This is a genomic window from Bradyrhizobium sp. UFLA06-06, from assembly GCF_054820065.1.
The window spans coordinates 220,676-242,814 of the sequence record NZ_JADFUD010000003.1 but is presented as its reverse complement, the minus strand read 5'-3'; the positions used below and the strand labels follow the sequence as shown (position 1 = coordinate 242,814).

Below are 22,139 nucleotides of genomic sequence, written 5' to 3'. Positions count from 1 at the left end.
GGTGCAGCGTTGCGAAATCTTCAGTTGATGCGCAAGCCGATCCGGTTTCTGTGCGTGGCGGCGTTCGGCGGCCTCAGCCTCGGTCTGTCCGGCTGTATTCCCGGGGCGGAGAAGCCCGAGCTCAGCCTCGAAGTGCCGGCGAGCTACAAGACTGCGGCCAAGGGCGATGCCGACGCGGCCGTTCCGGCGCTCGCCTGGTGGCGCGGCTTCCGCTCGCCCGAGCTGACCGGGCTGATGGAATCAGCGCAGCTCTACAATCTCGACATCGCGGTGGCGATCGCCCAGATCGTGCAGGCCGACGCCCAGGTCGGCGTGTCCGGCGCCGCGCTGCTGCCGTCCATCTCCGGATCGGCGAATGCCGAGCGTCAGCGTGTGGCAACGGGGTCCAGTTCGTCGCTCGGCGCCAGCGGCACCTTCTCGCAATACAGCCTCGGGCTGAGCGCAAGCTACATCGTCGATTTCTGGGGCAAGAACCGGGCGACGCTGTCGGCCTCGGAGGAGAGCGCGACCGTCGCGCGCTACAATCGCGAGGTGGTGGCGCTGACCACGATGGCGACGGTCGCCAACACATATTTCCAGCTGCTGGCGGCGCAGGACCAGATCAAGGTCACCCGCCGCAACCTCGCGGCGGCCGAGCGCATCCTTGCGCTGATCAAGTCGCAATTCGCCGGCGGCACCGCCTCGCAGCTCGATTTGTCGCAGCAGGAGGCGCTGGTCGCCACGCAGCGCGCGGCGATCCCGCCGCTCGAGGTGACGGTCGGGCAGAACACCGCGGCGCTCGCCGTGCTGGTGGCGCGCGCGCCGGCCGATTTCAAGGTGCGCGGCGGGTCCACCACACAGATCGCGGTGCCGCGCGTGACGCCGGGACTGCCGTCGGAATTGCTCTACCAGCGGCCTGACGTCCGCGAGGCCGAGGCGCAGCTGGCGTCGTCCAATTTCAGCGTCGACGCGGCGCGCGCGGCGTTCTTTCCGCAGATTCAGCTGACCGGCACCACCGGCTTCCAGAGCGCGGCGCTGGCCTCGCTGTTTGCGCCCGGCGCCTGGTACTACACGCTCGCCGCCGGGCTGACCCAGCCGCTGTTCGATGGCTTCCTGCTGGAGAGCCAGCTCAAGCTCGCCAAGGGCCAGCAGCTGCAAAACCTGCAGGCCTATCGCAAGGCGGTGCTGTCGGCCTTCGCCGATGTCGAGAAGGCGCTGATCGCGTTGCAGAAGTACACACTGCAGGAGCGCTTGCAGTCTGACGTCGTCGCCGCCTCGCGCAAGGCGTTCGAGGTCGCCGAGACGCAGTTGCGCGGCGGTACGGTCAACCTGATCACGGTGCTGCAGGCCCAGCAGACGCTGTTCACCGCCGAAAACAATCTGGTTACGGTCCGGCTCAACAAGCTGCTGGCGGCGAGCAGCCTGTTCCAGGCGCTCGGCGGCGGCTGGACGCCCGCCGGTACACTGGCGGCGGCGGTGCCATGAGGTCAGCCATGCAGCGTTTCGCGACACTCCTCGTTGCCCTTGTCATCGGGTTTGGCGCATTGACCGGCGCGTCCCGCGCGCAGCAACGGCCACCCAACAGCGTTCCGCTCGCCTTCGGCATGAGCGCCGCGAAGGCCAGCCAGTCGCTCGGCGTTCCCCTGAATTACGTGCGCGGCACGCCGGGCAATGAATTGTTCGTCGCGCTGCCCAATGTCAGGGGCAGCGTGCTGTCGAGGCGCAGCGACGGGCTCTATCTGCAATTCGGCAAGGGACGCCTGATCGCCTGGAAGGGCGATTGGGGCAACATTCCGCAATGAGGGTCTCGGCCATGATCGCCATGAGAGGACTGATCGCCTGCGCCGCCATCGCGCTGAGCGTAGCCGCGGCGTCGGCCCAGCAGCGGCCGTTGCGCTACGGCAGCACGGGCGGCGCGTATTTCGACGGCAGGGACGACGATCGCGATTTTCGAACCAACGGCTATTTCCCCGGCAATTTCGCAGCCGATCCCTTCAGCGCAGGTTTCGGTGCGGCCGGCCTGTTCGGCTCGACGCCGTGGCATTCGGCGCGGCCCTATCCGTCGCAGGTTGTGTTTGGCGCACCGTGTCAGGACTGCCGTCCGCACCGCGCACGCCGGCACCGCGGCAGGCACGAGTGAGGCGCTTCGGAGAGGCTTGATGCCTCTAAAGCGTGATGAGATTAGGTTCAGCTGGAGCGGCGTCGAAGGTTCACCTCTCCCTTGGGAGAGGTCGATTTGCGCAGCAAATCGGGTGAGGGATTACGGTCTATCGAGAGAACAAGAGCCCTCACCCGGATTGCTTCGCAATCCGACCTCTCCCCGGCGGGGAGAGGTGAACCGAGACCGCGCCAAGCCGATTCAAACCAAAATTCTTCCTGCTTTAGGCCTTGCGCAAGAGCTCGTCGATGATGCGCGGCTTCATCCAGCCGGCCTTGTCGATGATTTCGTTGCGCAGGGTGTCCTTTTCCATCTCGTATTGTTCATGCGAAATTTCCCGGCCACCGGTCGCGGTGATTCCGTACGTCTCGAGCAGGGCGTTGTGCCGCGCCTTCCACGCGATCACATGCTCGGTCATGACTTGCGTCACGGATGGCAGGAAGCCGGGATGGCCTGCCAGGCCGCATGACACGGTGGTCTGCGGGTCTCCCGCCAGCATGATCACGTTCCACTCGTCGTAGCCGATCAGCCCCATCTGCGCGTAGAGAAACGCGCCATGCGGTCCATCCCAGATCTTCTGGTCGATGACCAGGAACGGCACCGCGTGGCAGTGGCCGTGGCGCGCAGTCATGTTGCGGTTGAAGGTCTCGGTACGGTCCTGCAATCGCTTGCTGGCCGCAGCGAACACGGCGAGTCGATTGTCGACCGTCGGCACGATGCCGGCTTCGTCATCAGGCGCGAAGCCTGCATCGCGCAGCATCGACCCGATCAGCGGGTGATCCCACTGCTGCTTGTGAAAAGCGGGCGTCGCGCCGTCGGCGCCCGGCGCCGGACGCATGGTCTCCTTGAGCTCGCCCAAGGTCGTCTCTTGCTTCTTTCCAAAAACTGGCCTGCGCCCGAACATCGCGTGCCGCTCCTGCCAAGCAGTTGGCACAAGCATCGCAAAGGACGCCCAGAACTTTCTTAACCGGTCAGGCTCGGCGGGCCGCGATCCATCAACAGCGTGACGTAGCCGTTAAAGCGAACCGGACAAATCAATCGAATTTGCCGAAATTTGCGGCATTAGCTGGCGGCGGCGCTGGTCGATTTGTCGAGCGCCGGGCTGACGCGGGCGAACCGCACCACGAAGCGGGTGCCCTTGTGGCCGGGGTCGCGCTCGACGCTGGCGTCGAGCTTGGCGGCCATCGCGCTGACGATGCGCTGGCCCATGCCGGTGCCGCGTGGATCGTCCTTGTCGGAAAAGCCGACCCCGTCGTCGCCGATCGCGAGCTGCAGATCGTCGCCTTGCGGCTTCAGCTCGACATGGATCGGGCCGGCGCCGTCGGGATAGGCGTACTTCACGGCGTTCATCACCAGCTCGTTGACGATGATGCCGATCGCGACCGCGCGGTCGGGGTCGATCTCGATCGGGTCGGCCTTCAAGGTCAGTCGCGACATCTTGTTGCCTTCGGCCGATCGCCGGAGATCCTCGAGCAGCGCTTCGAGATACTGGTTGAGCATCACCGTCTTGAAGTCGTGCGAGGTGTAGAGGCGGCGGTGCACCTGCGCGACGGCCGCGACGCGCCCCATCGCGTTGGTCAGCGCTGCCTTCACATCCTGCTGGGTCGCGGAGTTGGCCTGCAGATGCAGCAGCGAGGCGATGATCTGCAGCGAATTGCCGACGCGATGGTTGACCTCGCGGAGCAGAACCTCACGCTCGGCGGCGAGCGCGGCATAGCGGTCGCGCGAGGCGTGCACCTCGGCCTCGGCCTCGTCGCGCGCCTTCTGGAGCGCGGCCTGCCGGATCGCGCCGTTCACCGCGACCTGGAGCAGGGGGATGAACTCGCCCCTGACGTCCTTGACCAGGTAGTCCGCCGCGCCGGCCTTCAGCGCGGTGACGGCGATCGCCGAATCCTGCGACGCGGTGACGAACACCACCGGCGGAGCGTCCGGTATCTTGAGGATCTGCTCCAGCGTCTCCAGCCCGTCGAGGCCGGGCATGTACTGATCGAGCGCGACGACGTCGATGCCGCCCTGGGCGAGCCGGTCGAGGCCTTCCTGGCCGCTTGCGGCGTGCACGACCTTGTAGCCCGCGCGCGTCAGCCCGCGTTCGACCAGGCGCGCCAGCGCCGCGTCGTCGTCGATATAGAGCAGTGTCGGCGTTGCGCTGGTCATACGGAAGCCGGCGGCACCTGAATCACGGAAAAGAACAGGCCAAGCTGGCGAATGGCGTTGGCAAAGCTTTCGTAGTTCACCGGCTTGGTGATGTAGACGTTGCAACCGAGCTCGTAGCAACGCTTGATCTCCTGGGAGTCGTCGGTCGTGGTCAGCACGACCACCGGCGTCGACTTGAGATACTTGTTCTCCTTGACCCGCTTCAGAATATCGATGCCGGTCATGTCGGGCAGATTGAGATCGAGCAGGATCAGCAGGGCCTGGCCCTTGCGCTCGACGGCGCTGCCGTCCTTGCCGAACAGGTAGTTCACGGCCTCTGTACCGTTGGTGAACGGGATGATCTCATTGTTGACACCTGAGCGCCGGATATTCCGCTCAATCAGGCGGGCATGGCCTTCGTCGTCCTCAATCATGATGATGGTGACTGGATCACTCATGTCACTTTGTCCCGATTCTTGCCTGACCAATTGATAGGCAGCGTGATCGTGAAGGTGCTGCCGTTGTGAAGTTCCGATGCTACCGACATGGTGCCGCCCAGTCTGCGCACAAGTGCGCGGACATGGGCAAGCCCGATGCCCTGACCGGGCTTGTCCTGGGTTCCGGCGCGACGGAACAAATCGAAGATGCGCTGATGGTCCTTCGGATCGATGCCGCGGCCGTTGTCGGTGATCTCGAAGATCGCGAAGCCGAGCTTGGTGCGGCCCTCGATCGAAATCTCGCCGGGAACGCCGTTCCTGAGGTACTTGAGTGCATTGTCGATCAGATTGGAGAATATCTGCTCCAGTGCGAGGCGGTCGCTGACGATATTGGGCAACGCGCCGACCTCGACGGTCGCATTGGCCTCGACGGCCTGGTGAGCCACCGTCTTGACGATGCCGTCGATCAGCTCGCGCAGATCGACGCGTTCGGGCTTGAACTCGCGGCGGCCCTCGCGGGTCAGATTGAGGATCGCGCTGATCAGGCGGTCCATCTTGGCGATCGACGATTTGATGAAACCGAGCGATTCGTTGAAATCGTCGGATAGCTGCTTGTCGGAGCCTTCGAGCTCGGGTTCGGCCACATCGGTCGCGTCTTCCGGCATCGCCGGCGCCAGCGACGCGGCGCGATTGAGCGTGGCGATCCGCTTGAAGATGTCGCCGCGCAGTTCCTCGAGCTCGCTGGTGAAGCCCATGATGTTGACCAGCGGCGAGCGCAGATCGTGGCTGACGATATAGGCGAAGCGCTGGATTTCCTCGTTGGCCTCGCGCAGGTCGGAGGTGCGTTCGTCGACGATGGTCTCGAGATTGAGGTTGCTGTCGCGCAGCCTCGCCTCGGCGTCGTCGCGCGCCCGCGATGATCGCCGCAGCAGCACCAACGAGAGAGCGGCAAGCGCCAACACCATGCAGGAGCCGGCGATGGTGACGGAGGAGGCCAGCACCTGGGTCCTGTCCGCAGTCGCGGTGCGTCCCGCCAGCAGCCGATCCTCCTCGGCGCGCATGTCGCGGCCGATCCGGGCGATCGCCTCCAACGCATCGGTCGACGTGCCCTTGCGCAAGATGTCGATGCTGGTCGCCGCGTCGTTGTTCTTGACGCGCTCGATGCTGAGGGCGAACTCGGCGAGGCGCTGCTCGACCGCGGCCTTGAGCTTCGCGGCATTGGCGACCTGCGCCGGATTATCGACGGTCATCATCTGGAGATGACCGAGCGCGGCCGGGAGTCCCGCTGCAGCGGCCTGGTACTCGGACAGGTATTGTGGTGCTGATGTCAGCAGATACGCCCGGGTCGCGCTTTCGGCGCGCCTGATGTCGAGCAGCAGGTTGGCAACCTGGCTCTCGGTCTCGACGGTGTGGATTACCCAGGCGTTGTCTTCGCGCGCCTTGTTGACCAGCACGACCGACGCCACGCTGACCGCGACCAGCACGAAAAATCCCGCCGACAGCAGGAGGATCTGTAACGTCGACCGGCGTCGTGAAACGAGCGTCACGACGATCTCGCTGTGGGAGTGGGATTCAACGCGTCCCCGTGGAAAGCCAATAACCCTATAGTACGTTTGAGGAAGGGCCGGGTTCCACGGAGTTCCGAACTATTTTGCAGCGTCGGACGGCTGACCGGCGAGGTACTGCTCCAGCCAGTGAATGTGGTAGTCGCCCTCGATGATATCGGGCTCGCGCACCAGCGCGCGGAACAGCGGCAGCGTCGTCTCGATCCCGTCGACCACCATCTCGTCCAGCGCCCGGCGCAGCCGCATCAGGCATTCGCCGCGGGTCTTGCCGTGCACGATCAGCTTGCCGACCAGCGAGTCGTAATAGGGCGGGATCACATAGCCCTGATAGACGGCGGAATCGATCCGCACGCCGAGGCCGCCAGGCGGATGGAATTGCGTGATCCGTCCGGGCGAGGGACGGAAGGTCTGCGGGTTCTCCGCATTGATGCGGCACTCGATGGCGTGGCCGATGATCGCGATGTCGTCCTGCTTGGCCGGAAGGTCGCCGCCGGCGGCGATCCGGATCTGCTCCAGCACGAGATCGATATCGGTGATGCTTTCGGTGACGGGATGCTCGACCTGGATGCGCGTGTTCATTTCGATGAAATAGAACTCGCCGTCTTCGTAGAGGAATTCGATGGTGCCGACGCCGAGATATTTCATGTCCCGCATCGCCTTGGCGCAGGTCTCGCCGATCCTGGCGCGCGCCGCCGCCGCGAGCACGGGCGAGGGGCCTTCCTCCCAGACCTTCTGGTGACGGCGCTGCAGCGAGCAGTCGCGCTCACCGAGATGGATGGCGCCGCCGCGGCCGTCGCCGAGAATCTGGATCTCGATGTGGCGCGGCTTCTGCAGGTATTTTTCCAGGTAGACCGAGGCGTCGCCGAATGCCGACTTGGCCTCGTTGGCCGCGGTCGAGAGCGCCAGCGCGAGGTCGGCCTCGGTGTGGGCGACCTTCATGCCGCGGCCGCCGCCGCCGGCCGCCGCCTTCACCAGCACCGGAAAGCCGATCTCCCTGCCGCTCGCGAGCGCGTCGGCCTCCGAGGTCACCGCGCCGTCCGAGCCGGGCACCACGGGAATGCCGAGGCGCTTTGCGGTCTTCTTGGCTTCGATCTTGTCGCCCATCAGGCGGATGTGCTCGGCCTTCGGTCCGATGAAGCCCAGATTGTGGTCGGCGAGGATCTCGGCGAAGCGCGCGTTCTCGGACAGGAAGCCGTAGCCCGGATGCACGGCGTCGGCGCCGGTAATCTCGCAGGCCGCGAGCAGCGCTGGCACGTTGAGATAGGAATCCTTCGACGGCGGCGGGCCGATGCACACGCTCTCGTCGGCGAGCCGCACATGCATGGCGTCGGCGTCGGCGGTGGAATGCACCGCAACCGTCGAGATGCCGAGCTCCTTGCAGGCGCGCAGCACGCGAAGCGCGATCTCGCCGCGATTGGCTATGAGGATCTTGTCGAACATCGCAGCGCCTGGTGTTGACGGAAGCTATTCAATGATGACGAGCGGCTCGCCGAATTCGACCGGCTGGCCGTCCTCGACGAGAATCTGCGTCACGGTGCCCGCGCGCGGCGACGGGATCTGGTTCATCGTCTTCATCGCCTCGATGATCAGAAGCGTCTGGCCGGCGGAGACCTTGGTCCCGATTTCAATGAACGGCTTGGCGCCCGGCTCGGGCGCCCAATAGGCGGTGCCGACCATCGGCGAGGGCACGGCGCCCGGGTGCTTGGCGAGGTCGGTCGCAGCCGTAGCAACCGGGACGGCCACGGCACCCGGTGCGGCAACGCCCGCCAAGGAGGCCGTGGGCACCGAGGCCGCGATGCTGATGTTGCGCGCGACGCGGACACGCAGGCCGGCACGCTCGATCTCGATCTCGGTCAGATTGGTTTCCGCGAGCAGCAGCGCGAGCTCGCGAATGAGGACGCTGTCGTCGCTCTTGGAGTCGTTCTTTTTTGCGGCTGATTTGTCGTCTGGCTGGCGCGCCATGCTCTGTGATCCAAAATCTCTGTCTGGTGACGGGGAACGTCAGGATTGACGATTAAGTCTTTGGCTTGGCGTCGATCTTGACGCCGATCCTGGTGGCGAGGCCGATGATGGCAAGCCGGTAGCCGTCGATGCCGAAGCCGCAAAGTGACGCGAAGGCGGCTTTAGCAGTGAACGAGTGGTGCCGGAAGCTTTCGCGGGCGTGGATGTTGCTGACATGAACTTCGACCGCGGGAATCTTGACCGCGACCAGCGCGTCATGCAGCGCGATCGAGGTATGAGAGTAGCCACCGGCGTTGATGATGATGCCGACCGCCTTCTTGGCATGGGCCTCATGGATGAAGTCGATCAACTCACCCTCGCGGTTGGACTGCCGGCAGTCGGCGGTCAACCCGAACTGGCGCGCGGTGTCCGCGCACAGCTTCTCGACATCGGCGAGGGTGGCATGGCCGTAGGTCTCCGGCTCGCGCGTCCCCAGCAGATTGAGGTTCGGGCCGTTCAGCACATAGATCGTTCCGGCAGCAGCCATTCCAGAGTTTCCTGCCAAGGGTTCCGGCCAAAGTTCCGAGAGGGGATCCGACAAGGGGTGGAGTGGGCCGGGTTATAGGTAACAACCGGCCGAAGGGGAAGTCTTTAGGTGAAATCGGAACGTCTTCAACAACTTCCTCCGCCCTGTTAGATGGCTGCCCTAACCTACGGAAAATGCTGATTAACCAAATCTTGCGGAAGCTGCCTTCGGCGGGCGCTCCGGCCCGCCATCCACTGGCGCGGTGCGGGTTGCGGCCGAAAGCAAGACCCCGCCCCAAAAGGGGCGGGGTCGAGGTGAGGCGAGGGTCCGTCTTCGAGGGCCCGTCTTGGCTCCCTCGCACCGAGGCCGGTCTAGCCCTCGATGATGTAGACGATCTCATGGGTCTCAGGCTGCACGATCACGTAGCGGCCCTTGACCAGGATGAACTGATAGCCGCGCCACTGCGGGTAGATCGTCACGACCCGCTCCGGCACCGGGTAGAAGTGAATGTCAGCCGGAACGCGGGTGCCGACCGACACGTTGAAGTTCACGTTGGTGGCTTCGGTCACGTGCTCCGACTTGATCGCGGTCGTGATCTGAGTGCGCTTCTCGGCCGGCGGAGCCGCGGTCGCCGACGTTGCCGCGTTACCGGTCGTCGTCTGCGTGCGGCTCGTGTCGTTGGTCTGCGCACGGTTGGTGTCGGACGGGCTCTTGGTCTGGGCGTTCTGGTTGGTCGTGGCACCGCTACCGCTCTTGTCGCGGCTCTCGGCATTCATCTTGCCGCTCTTGTCACGCTCCTCGGCTTTCATGTTGCCGCTCTTGTCGCGACCCTCAGCCTTCATATCCTTCGAGCCCTCCTTGGAGCCCTTGGCCGCATCGTTCTCCGAGCTCATGCCCTTCGACTTTTGGGTACTGTCCTGCGCACCCTTGGTGGCCGTGCCGGACTTGTCGGACTCAGCCCCCTTGGTGCTCGACTCACCCGTCGTCGAATGCTCGGAACCCTTCATGCCGCTCTTGTCATGCTGCATGGTGCCCGATGACGCGCCACCGGACGGTGCAGACTGCTGCGTGGTCGCACCACCACCAGCCCCGGTTTCCCTGTTGGCGCCGCCGGCGCCCTGTGCGTTCGCGAAACCGGTGCCGGCGATCAAAGCGGCTGCGGCGACCGAAATCAGAAAGCGGTTAGACATCGTAATTCCTCCTCGTTTTTCAGCATTGCCCGCGCCGACAACGGGAGAGCATGTGCGATGTTCCTGTTGATTTGCGGTTCCTTGCGGTTTGTTCTTTAGGTGAATGCGCGATGAACGCGCGAGATGAATGCGCGGCTGCTTCAACCGCGCGGGCCCAGTCGAACTCGATGCTCGCAAGATCGCGCTGGCCGTTGCCGCCGCCGAAATTGAAGCCGCCGAAATGCTCTTCGATCTCGAGATTAGGCCGCGCTGTATTTCGGCATCCCGCGACTTCCGTTGTTGGTGACGGCCCTTGGTTGCGGCCCGCGCGGAATCGGTTTGGTGACGACAATAAAAAAATCCGGCTGCATGGCAGCCGGATTTTGTACGCGATGCGCGCTGTCGAAGCGGCGATCAGCAGGTCGCCTTGCCGCAGCGGGCAATGCCGATCTTTTCCTTGAGATTGTCGACGCCGACGGCGCCGATCACGACCTGCTTGCCGATCACGTAGCTCGGCGTGCCGTTCATGCCCATGGATTCGGCGAGGCGGAAGTTCTCCTCGATGGTCGCCTTCACTTCGGGGCTCGCCATATCCTTCTCGATCTTCGTTATGTCGAGACCGACTTCCTTGGCGACCGCCAGCGCGCGCGCCTTGTCGGCGGCGCCGCGGCCGCCGAGCAGCTTCTGGTGGAAATCGAGATATTTCTTGCCGGTCGGATCCTGCATGCGCACGGCGACCGCGACCTGCGCGGCCTCGACCGAGCCCTGGCTCAGCACCGGGAATTCCTTCAGCACGACCTTCAGCTTCGGATCCGCCTTCATCAAATCGAGCATGTCGGACATCGCGCGCTTGCAGTAGCCGCAATTGTAATCGAAGAACTCGACGAAGGTGACGTCGCCGTCCTTGTTGCCGAGCATGACGCCGCGCGGCGAATTGAAGATCGTGTCGGCGTTCTTGGCGACGCTCTGCTCATGCTTCTCGGCTTCGGCGGCGGCCTGCCGCTTGCTCAGCTCGTTCATCGCCTCCTCGAGCACCTCCGGGTGCGCGATCAGATAGTTGCGCACGATGGTCTCGATGTCGCCGCGCTGGGTGTCGGTGAAGCTCTGCGCGGACGCCGAAAGCGGCGCGGCGCAAACGCCGAGCGCGAGCAGGGCGGGGGCAAGAAAACGAAGCGCTGGCATGACAAAATCCTTGTTCGCGGTGGCTCAAAAAAGCGGCGTGGCCGTGAGCCGGTTTCGGTGATCGTTGTATGGAACTACGGTTTATTTCTAGTTGTTTTTCTGACCCGGCATGGGCTTGGCGCTCACAATGTCGTCAGCTTTGACCCAGCCGGGCGTGCCGATCGCGAACCGCGTCTTGGCGCGTGACGCAAGGTCGCGGGCGGTCTTGGTGTCGCCGCGGAGATAGGCCGCCTGCGCCGAGGCGAGGTCGGCCTGGGCATAGTCGCCCTTGCGGCCATAGGCCATCGCGAGCTGGGTATAGCCGAGCGGCGCCTCGGGCTCGCGCGCCACCGCGGCGCGCAGCATGTTGACCGCCTCGTCGGTGTAGGCCTTGTTGTCGGAGGCGACCAGCGCCTGGCCGAGCAGCATCTCGATCAGCGGGGAATTGCTGGAGAGCTGCACCGCGCGGCGCAGCGGCGCGATGGCTTCGGCGGGCCGGCCGCCTTCGAGCAGCGCCTGGCCGCGCAATTCGTAGAAATAGGGATTGTTGGGCTGCACCTGGATCAAGCCGTCGATCTGCGCGATCGCCGAGCGCAGATCGCCGTGCAGATAGGTCGTGATCGCGCGTGCATAGCGCGCCGGCAGGCTGGTGTTGGACAGCGGATAGCGGCGGTAGACCGTGTCCTGCCGCTCCATGAAGCCCGAGATCTTGGCGCGCATCATGTCGTGGCGCAGCTGCAGCGCCGGATCGTCCTTCTTGTCCCAATAGGGGCTGGAGCGCGCCAATTCCTGCAGCGCGGAGACGCGATCGACCGGCATCGGGTGCGACTGCAAATAGGGGTCGGCCCCGCGCGAGGCAAACAGGCTCTCGTCGGTGAAGCGCTTGAACGTCTCGTACATGCCGCGGGCCGACTGTCCGGTCGCGTTCAGGAACTTGACGCCGGCGCGGTCGGCGTTCTCTTCCTGCTGGCGCTGATAGGACAACAGCGTGCGCTGAATGACCGCTTGCGGCGCCGAGATCGCCGCGGCGCCGGCGCTGGAGAGACCGTTTCCGCCACCGCGGCCGCCCGCACCCGCGGCAAGCGCGCCGACGCCGAGCAGCATCGCGATGATCATCTGGGTCTGGGCCTGCGCTAACTGCTCGCGCATCTTGGCGAGATGGCCGCCGGCGAGGTGGCCGGTCTCGTGCGCCAGCACGCCGATGATCTGGTTCGGCGTCTCCGATTGCAGCAGCGCACCGTAATTGACGAAGATGCGCCGGCCGTCGGCGACGAAGGCGTTGAACGAGCCGTCGTTGATGATCACGATCTGGATGTTCTGCTTCTCCAGACCGGCGGCGCGCAGGATCGGCCTTGTGTATTCGCGCAGCAGCTGCTCGGACTCGGTGTCGCGCAGCACCGGCGGGCCTTTTTGCTGGGCTCGCGCAGGGACGACGGGCCCGACCGCGAGCGCAACCGCAGTCATGAACGCGGTCAGCTTGAAGGTCCTGGTGCGAAGCGCGAGGCGGAACAGCATGGGCGATCTATCGGCGATGACTGGCCGCGCCGGCACACGTCCGGGGTCCGGGCCCGACCGGATTTGGCGCGTGGCGCAGTCTGTTGTTTTTGCAGTTCTTCTTCACGCGAACCGGGTATTCACTTGGCCTGAAAGCGTTATAAGGAGCCACCGAATGCGGCCAGTCTGGGGCGGCAGCCGGTAACGGGAACCCGAATTCGGCAGCGGCCGTGCAATAGCAGAAATCCATGCGTGAAGCGACACCGAGAGACCGTGTAAGCAGCCTGTTGACAGCGTCCGGACGGAGCGATGTTCCGCCGTTCATGGTGATGGACGTGATGGCGGCCGCCGCGCGAATCGAAGCCGCCGGCGGCCATGTCGTCCATATGGAGGTGGGACAGCCTGCCGCAGGCGCGCCGAAGCCGGCGATCGCGGCCGCGCAGGCCGCGCTTGCGGACGGGCGGATCGACTACACGTCGGCGCTCGGCATTCCCTCGCTGCGCGCGCGCATCGCACGGCACTATCGCGACACGTATGGTTGCGCGGTCGACGCGGAGCGCATCATCGTCACCACCGGCTCGTCGGGTGGGTTCATCCTGGCGTTTCTTGCGATGTTCGAGCCGGGCGACCGGGTCGCCGTCACCGTGCCGGGCTATCCGCCGTACCGGCATATCCTGACCGCGCTGGGCTGCGAGCCGGTGCTGATCGAAACCTCCGGCGACACCCGCCATGCCCTGACCGGCGAGGCGCTGCTCGCCGCCCATCGCAAGGCGCCGCTGAAGGGCGTGCTGGTCGGCAGCCCCGCCAATCCGACCGGCACCATGATGTCGCGCGAGGCGCTGTCGAGCCTGATGGCGGCTGCCGACAGCGCGGGCATCCGTTTCATCTCCGACGAGATCTATCACGGGCTCGACTATGCATTTCCTGCGGTGACGGCCGCCGAGCTGTCGCCGAACGCGCTCGTGATCAACTCGTTCTCGAAGTACTTCTGCATGACCGGCTGGCGTGTCGGCTGGATGGTGGTGCCCGACGTGCTGGTGCGGCCGATCGAGCGGCTGCAGCAGAACCTGTCGATCTCGGTGCCGACCCTGTCGCAGATCGCGGCCGAAGCGGCGTTCGAAGGCCGCGAGGAGATGGAGGCGATCAAGCGCGGCTATCAGGAGAACCGCCGCATCCTGATCGAAGGGCTGCCGAAGGCCGGCCTGACCAAATTCCTGCCCGCTGACGGCGCGTTCTACCTGTATGCCGACGTCTCCGACTTCACCTCTGACAGCTTCGCCTTCGCCAGCGAGATGCTCGAGAAGGCGCATGTCGCGGCGACCCCCGGCGTCGATTTCGATCCGATCCACGGCCGCGCCTTCATCCGTTTTTCCTATGCACGCTCGGCCGCGGAGATGCAGGAAGCAGTTGCGCGGATCGCGCATTGGCTTAAATAGCCCGCGAACTCCAAGCGCTTTAAGAGCCTTCAAGAGCCGTCCGGAGTTCGCTTTGCCTTTCGGATCAGTTTCGCAGCGCAGCGTCGTGGTTTCACCGGCGCTGTGGCGGGCGGATCATCGCGGATAAGCGGCAGGGCCCACACAGTTCCATTTGACTTGAGCGGCCAAGTTGATCTTGGCTATTTCCGCCATTTCTGAGGGGGAGTGACACATGGCGACGACAACCGTTGCCACGACTGCACCGGCGAGCACCGGCAGCAAGCCGTGGTATAAAGTTCTCTATGTCCAGGTCCTGATCGCGATCGTGCTCGGCGCATTGGTCGGCTGGTTGTGGCCCGGCCTTGCCACCAACGAGTGGATCAAGGCGCTCGGCGACGGCTTCATCAAGCTGATCAAGATGGTGATCGCGCCGATCATCTTCTGCACCGTGGTGTCGGGCATCGCCCATATACAAGATGCCAAGAAGGTCGGCCGCATCGGCGTCAAGGCGCTGGTGTATTTCGAGGTCGTCTCGACCTTCGCGCTGGTGATCGGATTGCTCGTCGGCAATCTGGTCAGGCCCGGCGCCGGCTTCGGCAACGCGGCGGCGAATGCGCAGGCGGTTGCCGGCTATGCCAAGCAGGCGGAGGCGCAGAAGAGCGTCGACTTCGTGCTGCACATCATTCCCGACACCGTGGTCGGCGCATTCGCGCAGGGCGAGATCCTGCAGGTGCTGCTGTTCTCGGTGCTGTTCGGCTTCGCGATCATGGGCCTCGGCGAGCGCGGCCACACCATCCGCTCGTTCATCGACGACGCCGCGCACGCGGTGTTCGGCGTCATCTCGATCGTGATGCGGGCGGCGCCGATCGGCGCGTTCGGCGCGATGGCTTTCACCATCGGCAAGTTCGGCACCGGCGCGATCCTCAACCTGATGGGGCTGATCGCGACGTTCTATCTGACCGCCGCGCTGTTCGTGTTCGTGGTGCTCGGCATCATCGCGCGGGTCGCCGGGTTCTCGATCTTCAAGTTCCTGGCCTACATCAAGGACGAGCTCCTGATCGTGCTCGGCACCTCGTCCTCCGAGAGCGCGCTGCCGTCATTGATGGAGAAGCTCGAACGGCTCGGCTGCTCGAAATCCGTGGTCGGCCTCGTGGTGCCCACGGGCTATTCGTTCAACCTCGACGGCACCAATATCTACATGACGCTGGCGACCCTGTTCATCGCGCAGGCGCTGGGCTTCGATCTCACCTTCAGCCAGCAGATCACCATCCTGATCGTGGCGATGCTGACCTCGAAGGGCGCCTCCGGCATCACCGGTGCGGGCTTCATCACGCTGGCGGCGACGCTTGCGGTGGTCGATCCGCGGCTGGTGCCGGGCATGGCGATCGTGCTCGGCATCGACAAGTTCATGAGCGAGTGCCGCGCGCTGACCAATCTGTGCGGCAACGGCGTCGCCTGCGTGATCGTCGCCTGGTGGGAGGGCGAGCTCGATCGCGACAAGCTCAACGCCAATCTCGCCCGGCAGATCGACCCGACTGACATGGAGACCGCGCTGACGACGGACTGATTTTTCGTCGACGTCAGAACCGGTCCAGCCGATACGGCGAGGTGTCCACCGCGGATGCCTCGCCGTTCATCGTTTCGGCCAGCACGCGCGCGGTCGCGGGGCCGAGCGTGAAGCCCTGATGGCCGTGACCGAAATTGACCCACAGTCCGCGATGGCGCGGCACCGGCCCGAGCACCGGCAGCATGTCGGTCGTGCAGGGGCGGGTGCCGAACCAGGGCTCGGGCTCGACGCGGCTGCCGATCTCGATCAGCTCGCGTGCGGCCGCTTCGGCGTAGCCGAGCTGGATCGGTGTCGCCGGTGCGTCGGGACTGGTCAGCTCCGCGCCGGTGGTGATGCGGATGCCCTTGGCCATCGGCGCCATCGCGTAGCCGTTCGCGGTGTCGACCAGCGGCAGGTCGAGCGAGCGGCCGCCCTGGTAGTGCATGTGGTAGCCGCGCTTGCGCACCAGCGGGATCCGGTAGCCGAACTTGCGCAACAATTGCGGTGACCACGGGCCGAGCGTGACCACGACGTGGGCGGCATCGATCCGGCCGCCACTGGTGTCGACCGACCAGCCGGACGTCGTCTCCGTCAGCGTCTGCGCATCGCCGCGCAGCAGCGTGCCGCCGAGACGCTCGAACAATCCGGCATAGGCCGAAACCAGCCCGCCGGGGTCCGACACGGTCCAGGGCCCAAGCCAGTGGATGGCGCCGGGCAGGTCGTCGCGCAGCAGCGGCTCCGCCTTGGCGAGCTCGCGGCCATCGAGGACGCGAAACGTCACGCCGAAATCGCGCTGGTTCTCCTCGGCGACAGCGATCGCCTGCTCCAGCGCGGCCGGGTCGCGATGCAGCAGGCGATAGCCGGCGCGGCGGATCAGATTGTCGGCATGGGCGTCGCGGATCAGCGTGTCATGCTCGGCGGTGGCGTAGGCGATCAGGCGCGCCCAGGCGAGGGTGGCTTCGCGGTGCCGCTCGGGCGTCGAGTTCCACCAATAGCGCAGCAGCGGGCCGGCGTGCTGCGGCAGCGACGCCAGGCGATAGCGTACGTCGTTGGTGCGCCCCATCGCGATCCTGGCGAGCGTGGCGGGATCGCGCGGCATCGGGTAGGGCCGCACCGCCTCGCTCTGAATGATGCCGGCATTGCCGTAACTGGTTTCGCGGCCGGGTTCCTTGCGGTCGACCAGCGTCACCGACCAGCCGCGACGCTGCAGATGCAGCGCCGTGCTTACGCCCACCATGCCGCCGCCAAGAACGATCGCGCTTTGCATTAGGATCCGTCTCCGTCAGGCTCCGTTACGCCGAGGTCTGACGAACGGATTGCCTGTTCAATAAAAACGCCCGGCGTGAACCGGGCGTTTTGACTTACAGGTGGTGCTAGTTGCCGCCGCCGAAGCGGCGTGACCACCAGCCCTTGCGGGCCGGAGCCTCGGCCGCACCGGCCGGTGCCGGCTCTGGAGCAGCCGCGGCCGGCTCAGGGGCAGCTTCCTCCGCCGGGCTCTGAACCAGCGCCGCTGATGCCTCGGGCAGTGGGCTCGACGCGAAGTTGACCTTTTCGCGCACCGTCGAGCGGCGGCGCTGCGCACGGTCGCCTTCGGCCGCCGTGTCCTCGGCGGCAGTCGCCGCGGCAGTTTCGGGCTCGGGTGCCGCGACCGGCTCAACAGGCTCAACAGGCGCGGCCTCGGTCGGCCGCCACTCCGGCGGCTCGGCGACCAGCTCGGGCTGCGCCAGCGAGGGAGCCGGCTCCGCATCATGGCTATCGAAATCGGCGACGGCGTCGGAGGCCTCCGACGTCGCCGCCGGGCTCAACTCATCGGAGATCGATCCGGCGAGACCGTCGTCCGGTCCGCCGCTGCCGCGCCGGCGGCGGCCGCCGCGACGTCCGCGGCGCCGCGGACGGCGGTCGCCATCGCCGGCCTGGTCGTCGCGGGCAGCGCCCTGCTGCTCGTCGCCTTCGTCCTCATTGCCTTCGGCATCGGCGGCGGCAACCGCCTCGGTGCCGTCGGGCAGGACATGCATGAGATCGCCGTCCTCGCGCGGCTGCTGGGTGCCTTCACGCGCCTCGCTGCCGCCGCGGCCGCGACGCCGGCGGCGTCGCTTGCGGCGCTGACCGTCGCCTTCGCCTTCGGCGGCGCCTGCTTCATCACCGGCCGCCCGCTCGTCGGCGAGGCCCTCGGTCTCGTCGGTCTCGATCTCGGCCTCGTATTCGAACAGCTCTTCCTCCTCATCGGCCTCTTCGGCCTGGGCCGGCGCAGCGGCAGCCTGCGCAGCGAGCAGCGCCTTGGCCGCTTCGAGCGTATGCACCTGCTCACCGCGGTCGATGATGTAGGACTGCTGGCCGTGCACCGTGGCGTCCGCGACGATCGACAGCGAAACTCGGAAGGAGTCTTCGAGATCGCGCAGATGGCCGCGCTTGTGGTTGAGCACGTACAGCGCGACGTCGGTACGGGTACGGACCACCAGATTGTGGGTCGCGCCCTTCATCAGGATCTCCTCGATGCCGCGCAAGAGCTGCAGTGCCACCGACGAGACCGAGCGGACGTGACCGCTTCCGCCGCATTGCGGGCAGGGCTCCGTCGAGCTTTCGAGCACGCTGGCGCGGATGCGCTGGCGCGACATTTCCAAGAGGCCGAAATGCGAGATGCGGCCGACCTGGATCCGCGCACGGTCCTGCCGCAGGCAGTCGGACAGCTTGCGCTCGACCGCGCGGTTGTTGCGCTTCTCGTCCATGTCGATGAAGTCGATGACGATCAGGCCGGCGAGGTCACGCAGGCGCAATTGGCGCGCGACTTCTTCCGCCGCTTCCAGATTGGTCTTGAGCGCGGTGTCCTCGATATGGTGCTCGCGCGTGGCGCGGCCGGAGTTGACGTCGATCGAGACCAGCGCCTCGGTCTGGTTGATCACGATGTAGCCGCCGGAGCGCAACTGCACGGTCGGCGAGAACATCGCGTCGAGCTGGCTTTCGACGCCCATGCGCGAGAACAGCGGCTGGCCGTCGCGATATTGCTTCACCGCGCGCACATTGGCCGGCATCAGCATCTTCATGAAGTCGCGCGCTTCACGGTAGCCGGCTTCGCCCGCCACCTGGATCTCGTCGATCTCCTTGTTGTAGAGGTCGCGCAGCGAGCGCTTGATCAGTGAGCCTTCCTCGTAGACCAGCGTCGGCGCCTGCGACTTCAGCGTCAGGTCGCGCACCGTTTCCCACATCCGGATCAGATATTCGAAGTCGCGCTTGATCTCCGGCTTGCTGCGGGAGGCGCCGGCGGTGCGCAGGATGATCCCCATGCCCTCGGGCACGTCGAGATCCTGCACCACTTCCTTGAGCCGCGAACGGTCCTGGGCGGAGGTGATCTTGCGGCTGATGCCGCCGCCGCGCGCAGTGTTGGGCATCAGCACGGCGTAGCGGCCGGCGAGCGACAGATAGGTGGTCAGCGCGGCGCCCTTGTTGCCGCGCTCTTCTTTGACGACCTGCACCAGCATCACCTGCCGGCGCTTGATCACTTCCTGGATCTTGTACTGGCGGCGCGGACGGAACGGGCGCTCCGGAACCTCCTCGAGCACGTCGTCGCCGCCGACCGACTCGACGACGTCCTCTTCCTCGCCTTCCTCGCCGTCATCCTCTTCGTCATCTTCGCCGGCCTCGTCGCCAGGCCCGGTCTCGGGCGCAACCACCTCGGCGAGCGCGCCGTATTCGGCGACCGCGTGTTCATCGGCGGTGGCGTGAACGTCGTCGGAAACCACATGCGGCGCGTCGTCGGCATGCGCGGCGTTTTCCTCGATCTGCTCCTCATGGACCCGCTCGGGCTCATGATTGACCTCGACCGTCTCGACGGACTCGGGCGCGGCCGACGCGGCGGAGGCTTCGACCACCGCAACGACGGGGTCGGATGGGGCGTCGGCAGCCGCCGCCTCGCTCACTTCGGGGGCGTGGTCGTGATCATGCGCATGATCGTGATCGTGGTGGTCGTCGTGACCATGATCGTGGTGGCCATGATCGTCGTGGCCATGATCATGGTCCTCGTGATGCGCATGATCATGCGCCTCATGCTCATGGCCTTCGTGGGCGACCACGCCGTGATCGTGGTGCTCGGCATCATGTTCATGATGCTCGGCATCGACGGGATGTTCGTGACCCTCGATGGTGGGCAGCGCCTGCGTGTCGCTCGCACCCTCGATCACCTCGCTCTGGACGCGCTCGCCATGGCCGCGGCGACGGGCATTGCGATGGCGCGACCGGCGGCGATGGCCGCGGTTCTCGTGCTCTTCCTCGGCCTCGCGATGGGCGCGCTCGTCGGCTTCGATCAGCGCCTGACGGTCGGCGACCGGGATCTGGTAATAGTCGGGATGGATTTCGCTGAAGGCCAGGAAGCCGTGCCGGTTGCCGCCATACTCGATGAAGGCGGCCTGCAGCGACGGCTCTACGCGCGTAACCTTGGCGAGATAAATGTTGCCGCGCAGCTGTTTGCGCTGGGCGGTCTCGAAATCAAACTCTTCGACGCGATTGCCACGGACCACGACGACCCGGGTCTCTTCCGGGTGGGTGGCATCGATCAACATCTTGTTGGGCATTTTGGAGCTCTTGACGGCGGCGGGCGCGGATCATGGCGCGCGCAAACTGCGCCGCCCGGTGACGCGACGGTCCACCTGATTCGGGGGTGAGGGGAAGGCCGAAACGCATCTCGCGGCGCAGCGCCGGACGGGAACTCACCGGGATGATGCGACGGGCGAAGTTTTCACCTCGCGTCAGCGCGATCATTCGGGGGATCCTGGTCGGCAATACAGTCTGGCGCATTAAGCGTCGGCCCGTCTAAACATGTTGGCGGCGAAAAATACCGCCGTATCTTTTGCTGAAAGCCCCGCCTGGCGCCGAAGCGCCCGCCGGCCATCGCATATCGAGGCCCCAAGGGACCGGATAATCGGTTATGCCGTGTCTCAAACCGTCCCTCTGGCGAGGGAGTGTGCCTGGGACCGGACGCCGCTCGGGCTTGAATCCGCCACTCCGTGTCAGCCGCGCGCGGCGCTGGCTGGGGAGGGACCGGAAAAACACGGCGGGATCTTCGATCTGGAAGGTTCCACCGCTGCACCGGGAGGCTGAACGCGACACAACCGGGAGTACTAGCCGTCAGCACCCCGTACATACGTGGATTGACCGCCGCGTGCAAGGGAAGCGTCACGCCGCCGCAACACTCGGTTCTTTTCGCTGGCGCGTCATTAGGGGGCGATTAACCGTGTGGTTCTAATGCGGTAAGAAGCAGCTGGGAGGCTACGAATCGGGTGGCGAACCGCGCAAAACACCTTGTTTTTCTGGGATGCGGGCTGTTGTGCGCCGCAACATCGGTGTTTGCCGTTGCCGGCGCCCCGAGCGCGGCCGAGGGACCGCAGAACGGCCCGCCTGCGCCGGCCGCGAGCGCCCCGAATTTCCCGGTCGCATCCGGCGCCAGGCTCGCCGGCGACGCCAAGCAGACCCGATTCATCCTCGACCTCGACCGCAAGATCGAGTTTCGCGCCTTCCCGCTGGCCGACCCCTACCGCGTCGTGGTCGATATCCCGCAGGTCGATTTCCAGCTCGCGGCCGGCACCGGCTCGGCGGGGCGGGGCCTGGTGAAGGCGTTCCGCTATGGTCTCGTGATGCCCGGCGGCTCGCGGATCGTGTTCGACCTGACCGGACCGGTGAAGATCGCCAATTCCTACGTGCTCGATGCCGCCAACGGCCAGCCGCCGCGGCTGGTGCTGGATTTCGAGGAGGTCGACCGCACCAGCTTCGTGCAGTCGCTGGCGCCCGCGAGCCGGCCCGAATCGAAACCGGCGACTTCCGAATCCACCACGGCGACCATTCCGGCCGTCACCTCGGCGGCGCTGCCGCCGGTCGCGGTCACCGACGCGCGTCCGCTGATCGTGATCGATCCCGGTCACGGCGGCATCGACAACGGCACCCAATCCGGCGACCAGACCGAGAAGAACCTGGTGCTGGGCTTTGGCCTTGCCCTGCGCGACCGGATCGAGAAGTCGGGCAAGTATCGGGTGGTCATGACGAGGTCCGACGACACCTTCATCCCGCTCAACGACCGGGTGAAGATCGCGCGCGCCCAGTCGGCGGCGCTGTTCGTCTCGATCCACGCCGACGCCCTGCCGCGCCGCGAGGGCGATGCCCAGGGCGCCACCATCTACACGGTGTCGGACAAGGCCTCCGACGCCGAGGCCGAACGGCTGGCGGAGGCGGAAAACAAGGCCGACGCCATCGCCGGCGTGAACCTGACCGACGAGCCGACCGAGGTCGCCGACATCCTGATCGACCTCGCGCAGCGCGAAACCAAGACATTCTCCAATCGCTTCGCCCGTCTTCTGATGGACGAGATGAAGACCACGGTGCGGATGCACAAGCATCCGCTCAAATCGGCCGGCTTCCGGGTGCTGAAGGCGCCCGACGTGCCGTCCGTGCTGGTCGAGATCGGCTACGTCTCCAACAAGGGGGACCTCGAGCACCTGGTCTCGGAGAGCTGGCGGAACAAGGCGGTCGGCTCGATGGTCCAGGCGATCGACACGTTCTTCGCCAAACGGCTGGCAACTGCCGGGTCGGCAAAGTGAAATCGGCCCGCTGAAAAGCCGTGGCCGTTGCGCC

The 22,139-nt window shown here is 65.7% G+C and carries 19 protein-coding genes; 6 read left to right on the top strand and 13 right to left on the bottom strand.

Annotation, left to right across the window (positions count from 1 at the left end; genetic code table 11):
* Window positions 1-27: 27 nt before the first annotated feature.
* The 3 genes from IF803_RS04290 to IF803_RS04280 are packed head-to-tail and all read left to right on the top strand — an operon-like array spanning window position 28 to window position 2,119.
* The gene (locus IF803_RS04290) at window positions 28-1,464 is read left to right on the top strand and encodes an efflux transporter outer membrane subunit (protein ID WP_461191381.1); all 1,437 of its coding nucleotides are present in this window, start codon (window positions 28-30) and stop codon (window positions 1,462-1,464) included.
* 8 nt (window positions 1,465-1,472) lie between these two features.
* A complete protein-coding gene (locus tag IF803_RS04285) occupies window positions 1,473-1,781 on the top strand; it encodes a hypothetical protein (RefSeq protein WP_461191380.1) in 309 nt (102 codons plus the stop codon).
* An 11-nt stretch (window positions 1,782-1,792) separates the two neighbouring features.
* Complete coding sequence (locus tag IF803_RS04280) at window positions 1,793-2,119, top strand: BA14K family protein (RefSeq protein ID WP_461191379.1); 327 nt, start codon at window positions 1,793-1,795, stop codon at window positions 2,117-2,119.
* A gap of 241 nt (window positions 2,120-2,360) precedes the next feature.
* Here IF803_RS04280 and IF803_RS04275 read toward each other — a convergent pair whose 3' ends face one another.
* From IF803_RS04275 to IF803_RS04225, 11 genes are all read right to left on the bottom strand, one after another.
* Complete coding sequence (locus tag IF803_RS04275) at window positions 2,361-2,996, bottom strand: hypothetical protein (RefSeq protein WP_461191378.1); 636 nt, start codon at window positions 2,994-2,996, stop codon at window positions 2,361-2,363.
* A 203-nt stretch (window positions 2,997-3,199) separates the two neighbouring features.
* The gene (locus IF803_RS04270) at window positions 3,200-4,291 is read right to left on the bottom strand and encodes a sensor histidine kinase (RefSeq protein WP_461191377.1); all 1,092 of its coding nucleotides are present in this window, start codon (window positions 4,289-4,291) and stop codon (window positions 3,200-3,202) included.
* Window positions 4,288-4,728, bottom strand: coding sequence for a response regulator (locus tag IF803_RS04265; protein WP_076860123.1), 441 nt, complete (start codon window positions 4,726-4,728; stop codon window positions 4,288-4,290). The genes IF803_RS04270 and IF803_RS04265 overlap by 4 nt, the downstream gene beginning before the upstream one ends.
* Entirely contained in the window at window positions 4,725-6,254 is a 1,530-nt protein-coding gene (locus IF803_RS04260) for a sensor histidine kinase (protein ID WP_461191376.1), read from the bottom strand. The genes IF803_RS04265 and IF803_RS04260 overlap by 4 nt, the downstream gene beginning before the upstream one ends.
* Window positions 6,255-6,353: 99 nt before the next feature.
* Window positions 6,354-7,712, bottom strand: coding sequence for an acetyl-CoA carboxylase biotin carboxylase subunit (gene accC, locus IF803_RS04255; RefSeq protein WP_461191375.1), 1,359 nt, complete (start codon window positions 7,710-7,712; stop codon window positions 6,354-6,356).
* Window positions 7,713-7,736: 24 nt separating this feature from the next.
* The gene (accB, locus tag IF803_RS04250) at window positions 7,737-8,234 is read right to left on the bottom strand and encodes an acetyl-CoA carboxylase biotin carboxyl carrier protein (RefSeq protein WP_461191374.1); all 498 of its coding nucleotides are present in this window, start codon (window positions 8,232-8,234) and stop codon (window positions 7,737-7,739) included.
* 52 nt (window positions 8,235-8,286) lie between these two features.
* A complete protein-coding gene (gene aroQ / locus IF803_RS04245) occupies window positions 8,287-8,760 on the bottom strand; it encodes a type II 3-dehydroquinate dehydratase (RefSeq protein WP_092084301.1) in 474 nt (157 codons plus the stop codon).
* Between the two features lie 350 nt (window positions 8,761-9,110).
* Complete coding sequence (locus IF803_RS04240; protein ID WP_461191373.1) at window positions 9,111-9,929, bottom strand: DUF1236 domain-containing protein; 819 nt, start codon at window positions 9,927-9,929, stop codon at window positions 9,111-9,113.
* A 19-nt stretch (window positions 9,930-9,948) separates the two neighbouring features.
* Entirely contained in the window at window positions 9,949-10,260 is a 312-nt protein-coding gene (locus tag IF803_RS04235; protein ID WP_461191372.1) for a hypothetical protein, read from the bottom strand.
* A 62-nt stretch (window positions 10,261-10,322) separates the two neighbouring features.
* Window positions 10,323-11,090, bottom strand: coding sequence for a DsbA family protein (locus IF803_RS04230; protein ID WP_304500072.1), 768 nt, complete (start codon window positions 11,088-11,090; stop codon window positions 10,323-10,325).
* Window positions 11,091-11,177: 87 nt separating this feature from the next.
* On the bottom strand, window positions 11,178-12,584 hold the full coding sequence (locus IF803_RS04225; protein WP_304500073.1) for a M48 family metalloprotease: 1,407 nt from the start codon (window positions 12,582-12,584) through the stop codon (window positions 11,178-11,180).
* A 227-nt stretch (window positions 12,585-12,811) separates the two neighbouring features.
* Here IF803_RS04225 and IF803_RS04220 point away from each other — a divergent pair, with 227 nt between their 5' ends.
* Complete coding sequence (locus tag IF803_RS04220; RefSeq protein WP_461191371.1) at window positions 12,812-13,999, top strand: pyridoxal phosphate-dependent aminotransferase; 1,188 nt, start codon at window positions 12,812-12,814, stop codon at window positions 13,997-13,999.
* A gap of 211 nt (window positions 14,000-14,210) precedes the next feature.
* Complete coding sequence (locus IF803_RS04215; RefSeq protein ID WP_304500074.1) at window positions 14,211-15,545, top strand: dicarboxylate/amino acid:cation symporter; 1,335 nt, start codon at window positions 14,211-14,213, stop codon at window positions 15,543-15,545.
* Window positions 15,546-15,558: 13 nt separating this feature from the next.
* Here IF803_RS04215 and IF803_RS04210 read toward each other — a convergent pair whose 3' ends face one another.
* Window positions 15,559-16,791 carry an NAD(P)/FAD-dependent oxidoreductase gene (locus tag IF803_RS04210; protein WP_028344941.1) on the bottom strand — a complete coding sequence of 411 codons (1,233 nt, stop codon included), beginning with the start codon at window positions 16,789-16,791 and terminating at the stop codon, window positions 15,559-15,561.
* Window positions 16,792-16,897: 106 nt separating this feature from the next.
* Window positions 16,898-20,089, bottom strand: a complete 3,192-nt coding sequence (locus IF803_RS04205; protein ID WP_461191370.1) for an Rne/Rng family ribonuclease — start codon at window positions 20,087-20,089, stop codon at window positions 16,898-16,900.
* Window positions 20,090-20,794: 705 nt separating this feature from the next.
* On the opposite strand from IF803_RS04205, the gene IF803_RS04200 reads away from it, so the two are divergent.
* Window positions 20,795-22,105, top strand: a complete 1,311-nt coding sequence (locus IF803_RS04200) for an N-acetylmuramoyl-L-alanine amidase (protein WP_461191369.1) — start codon at window positions 20,795-20,797, stop codon at window positions 22,103-22,105.
* Window positions 22,106-22,139: the final 34 nt, after the last annotated feature.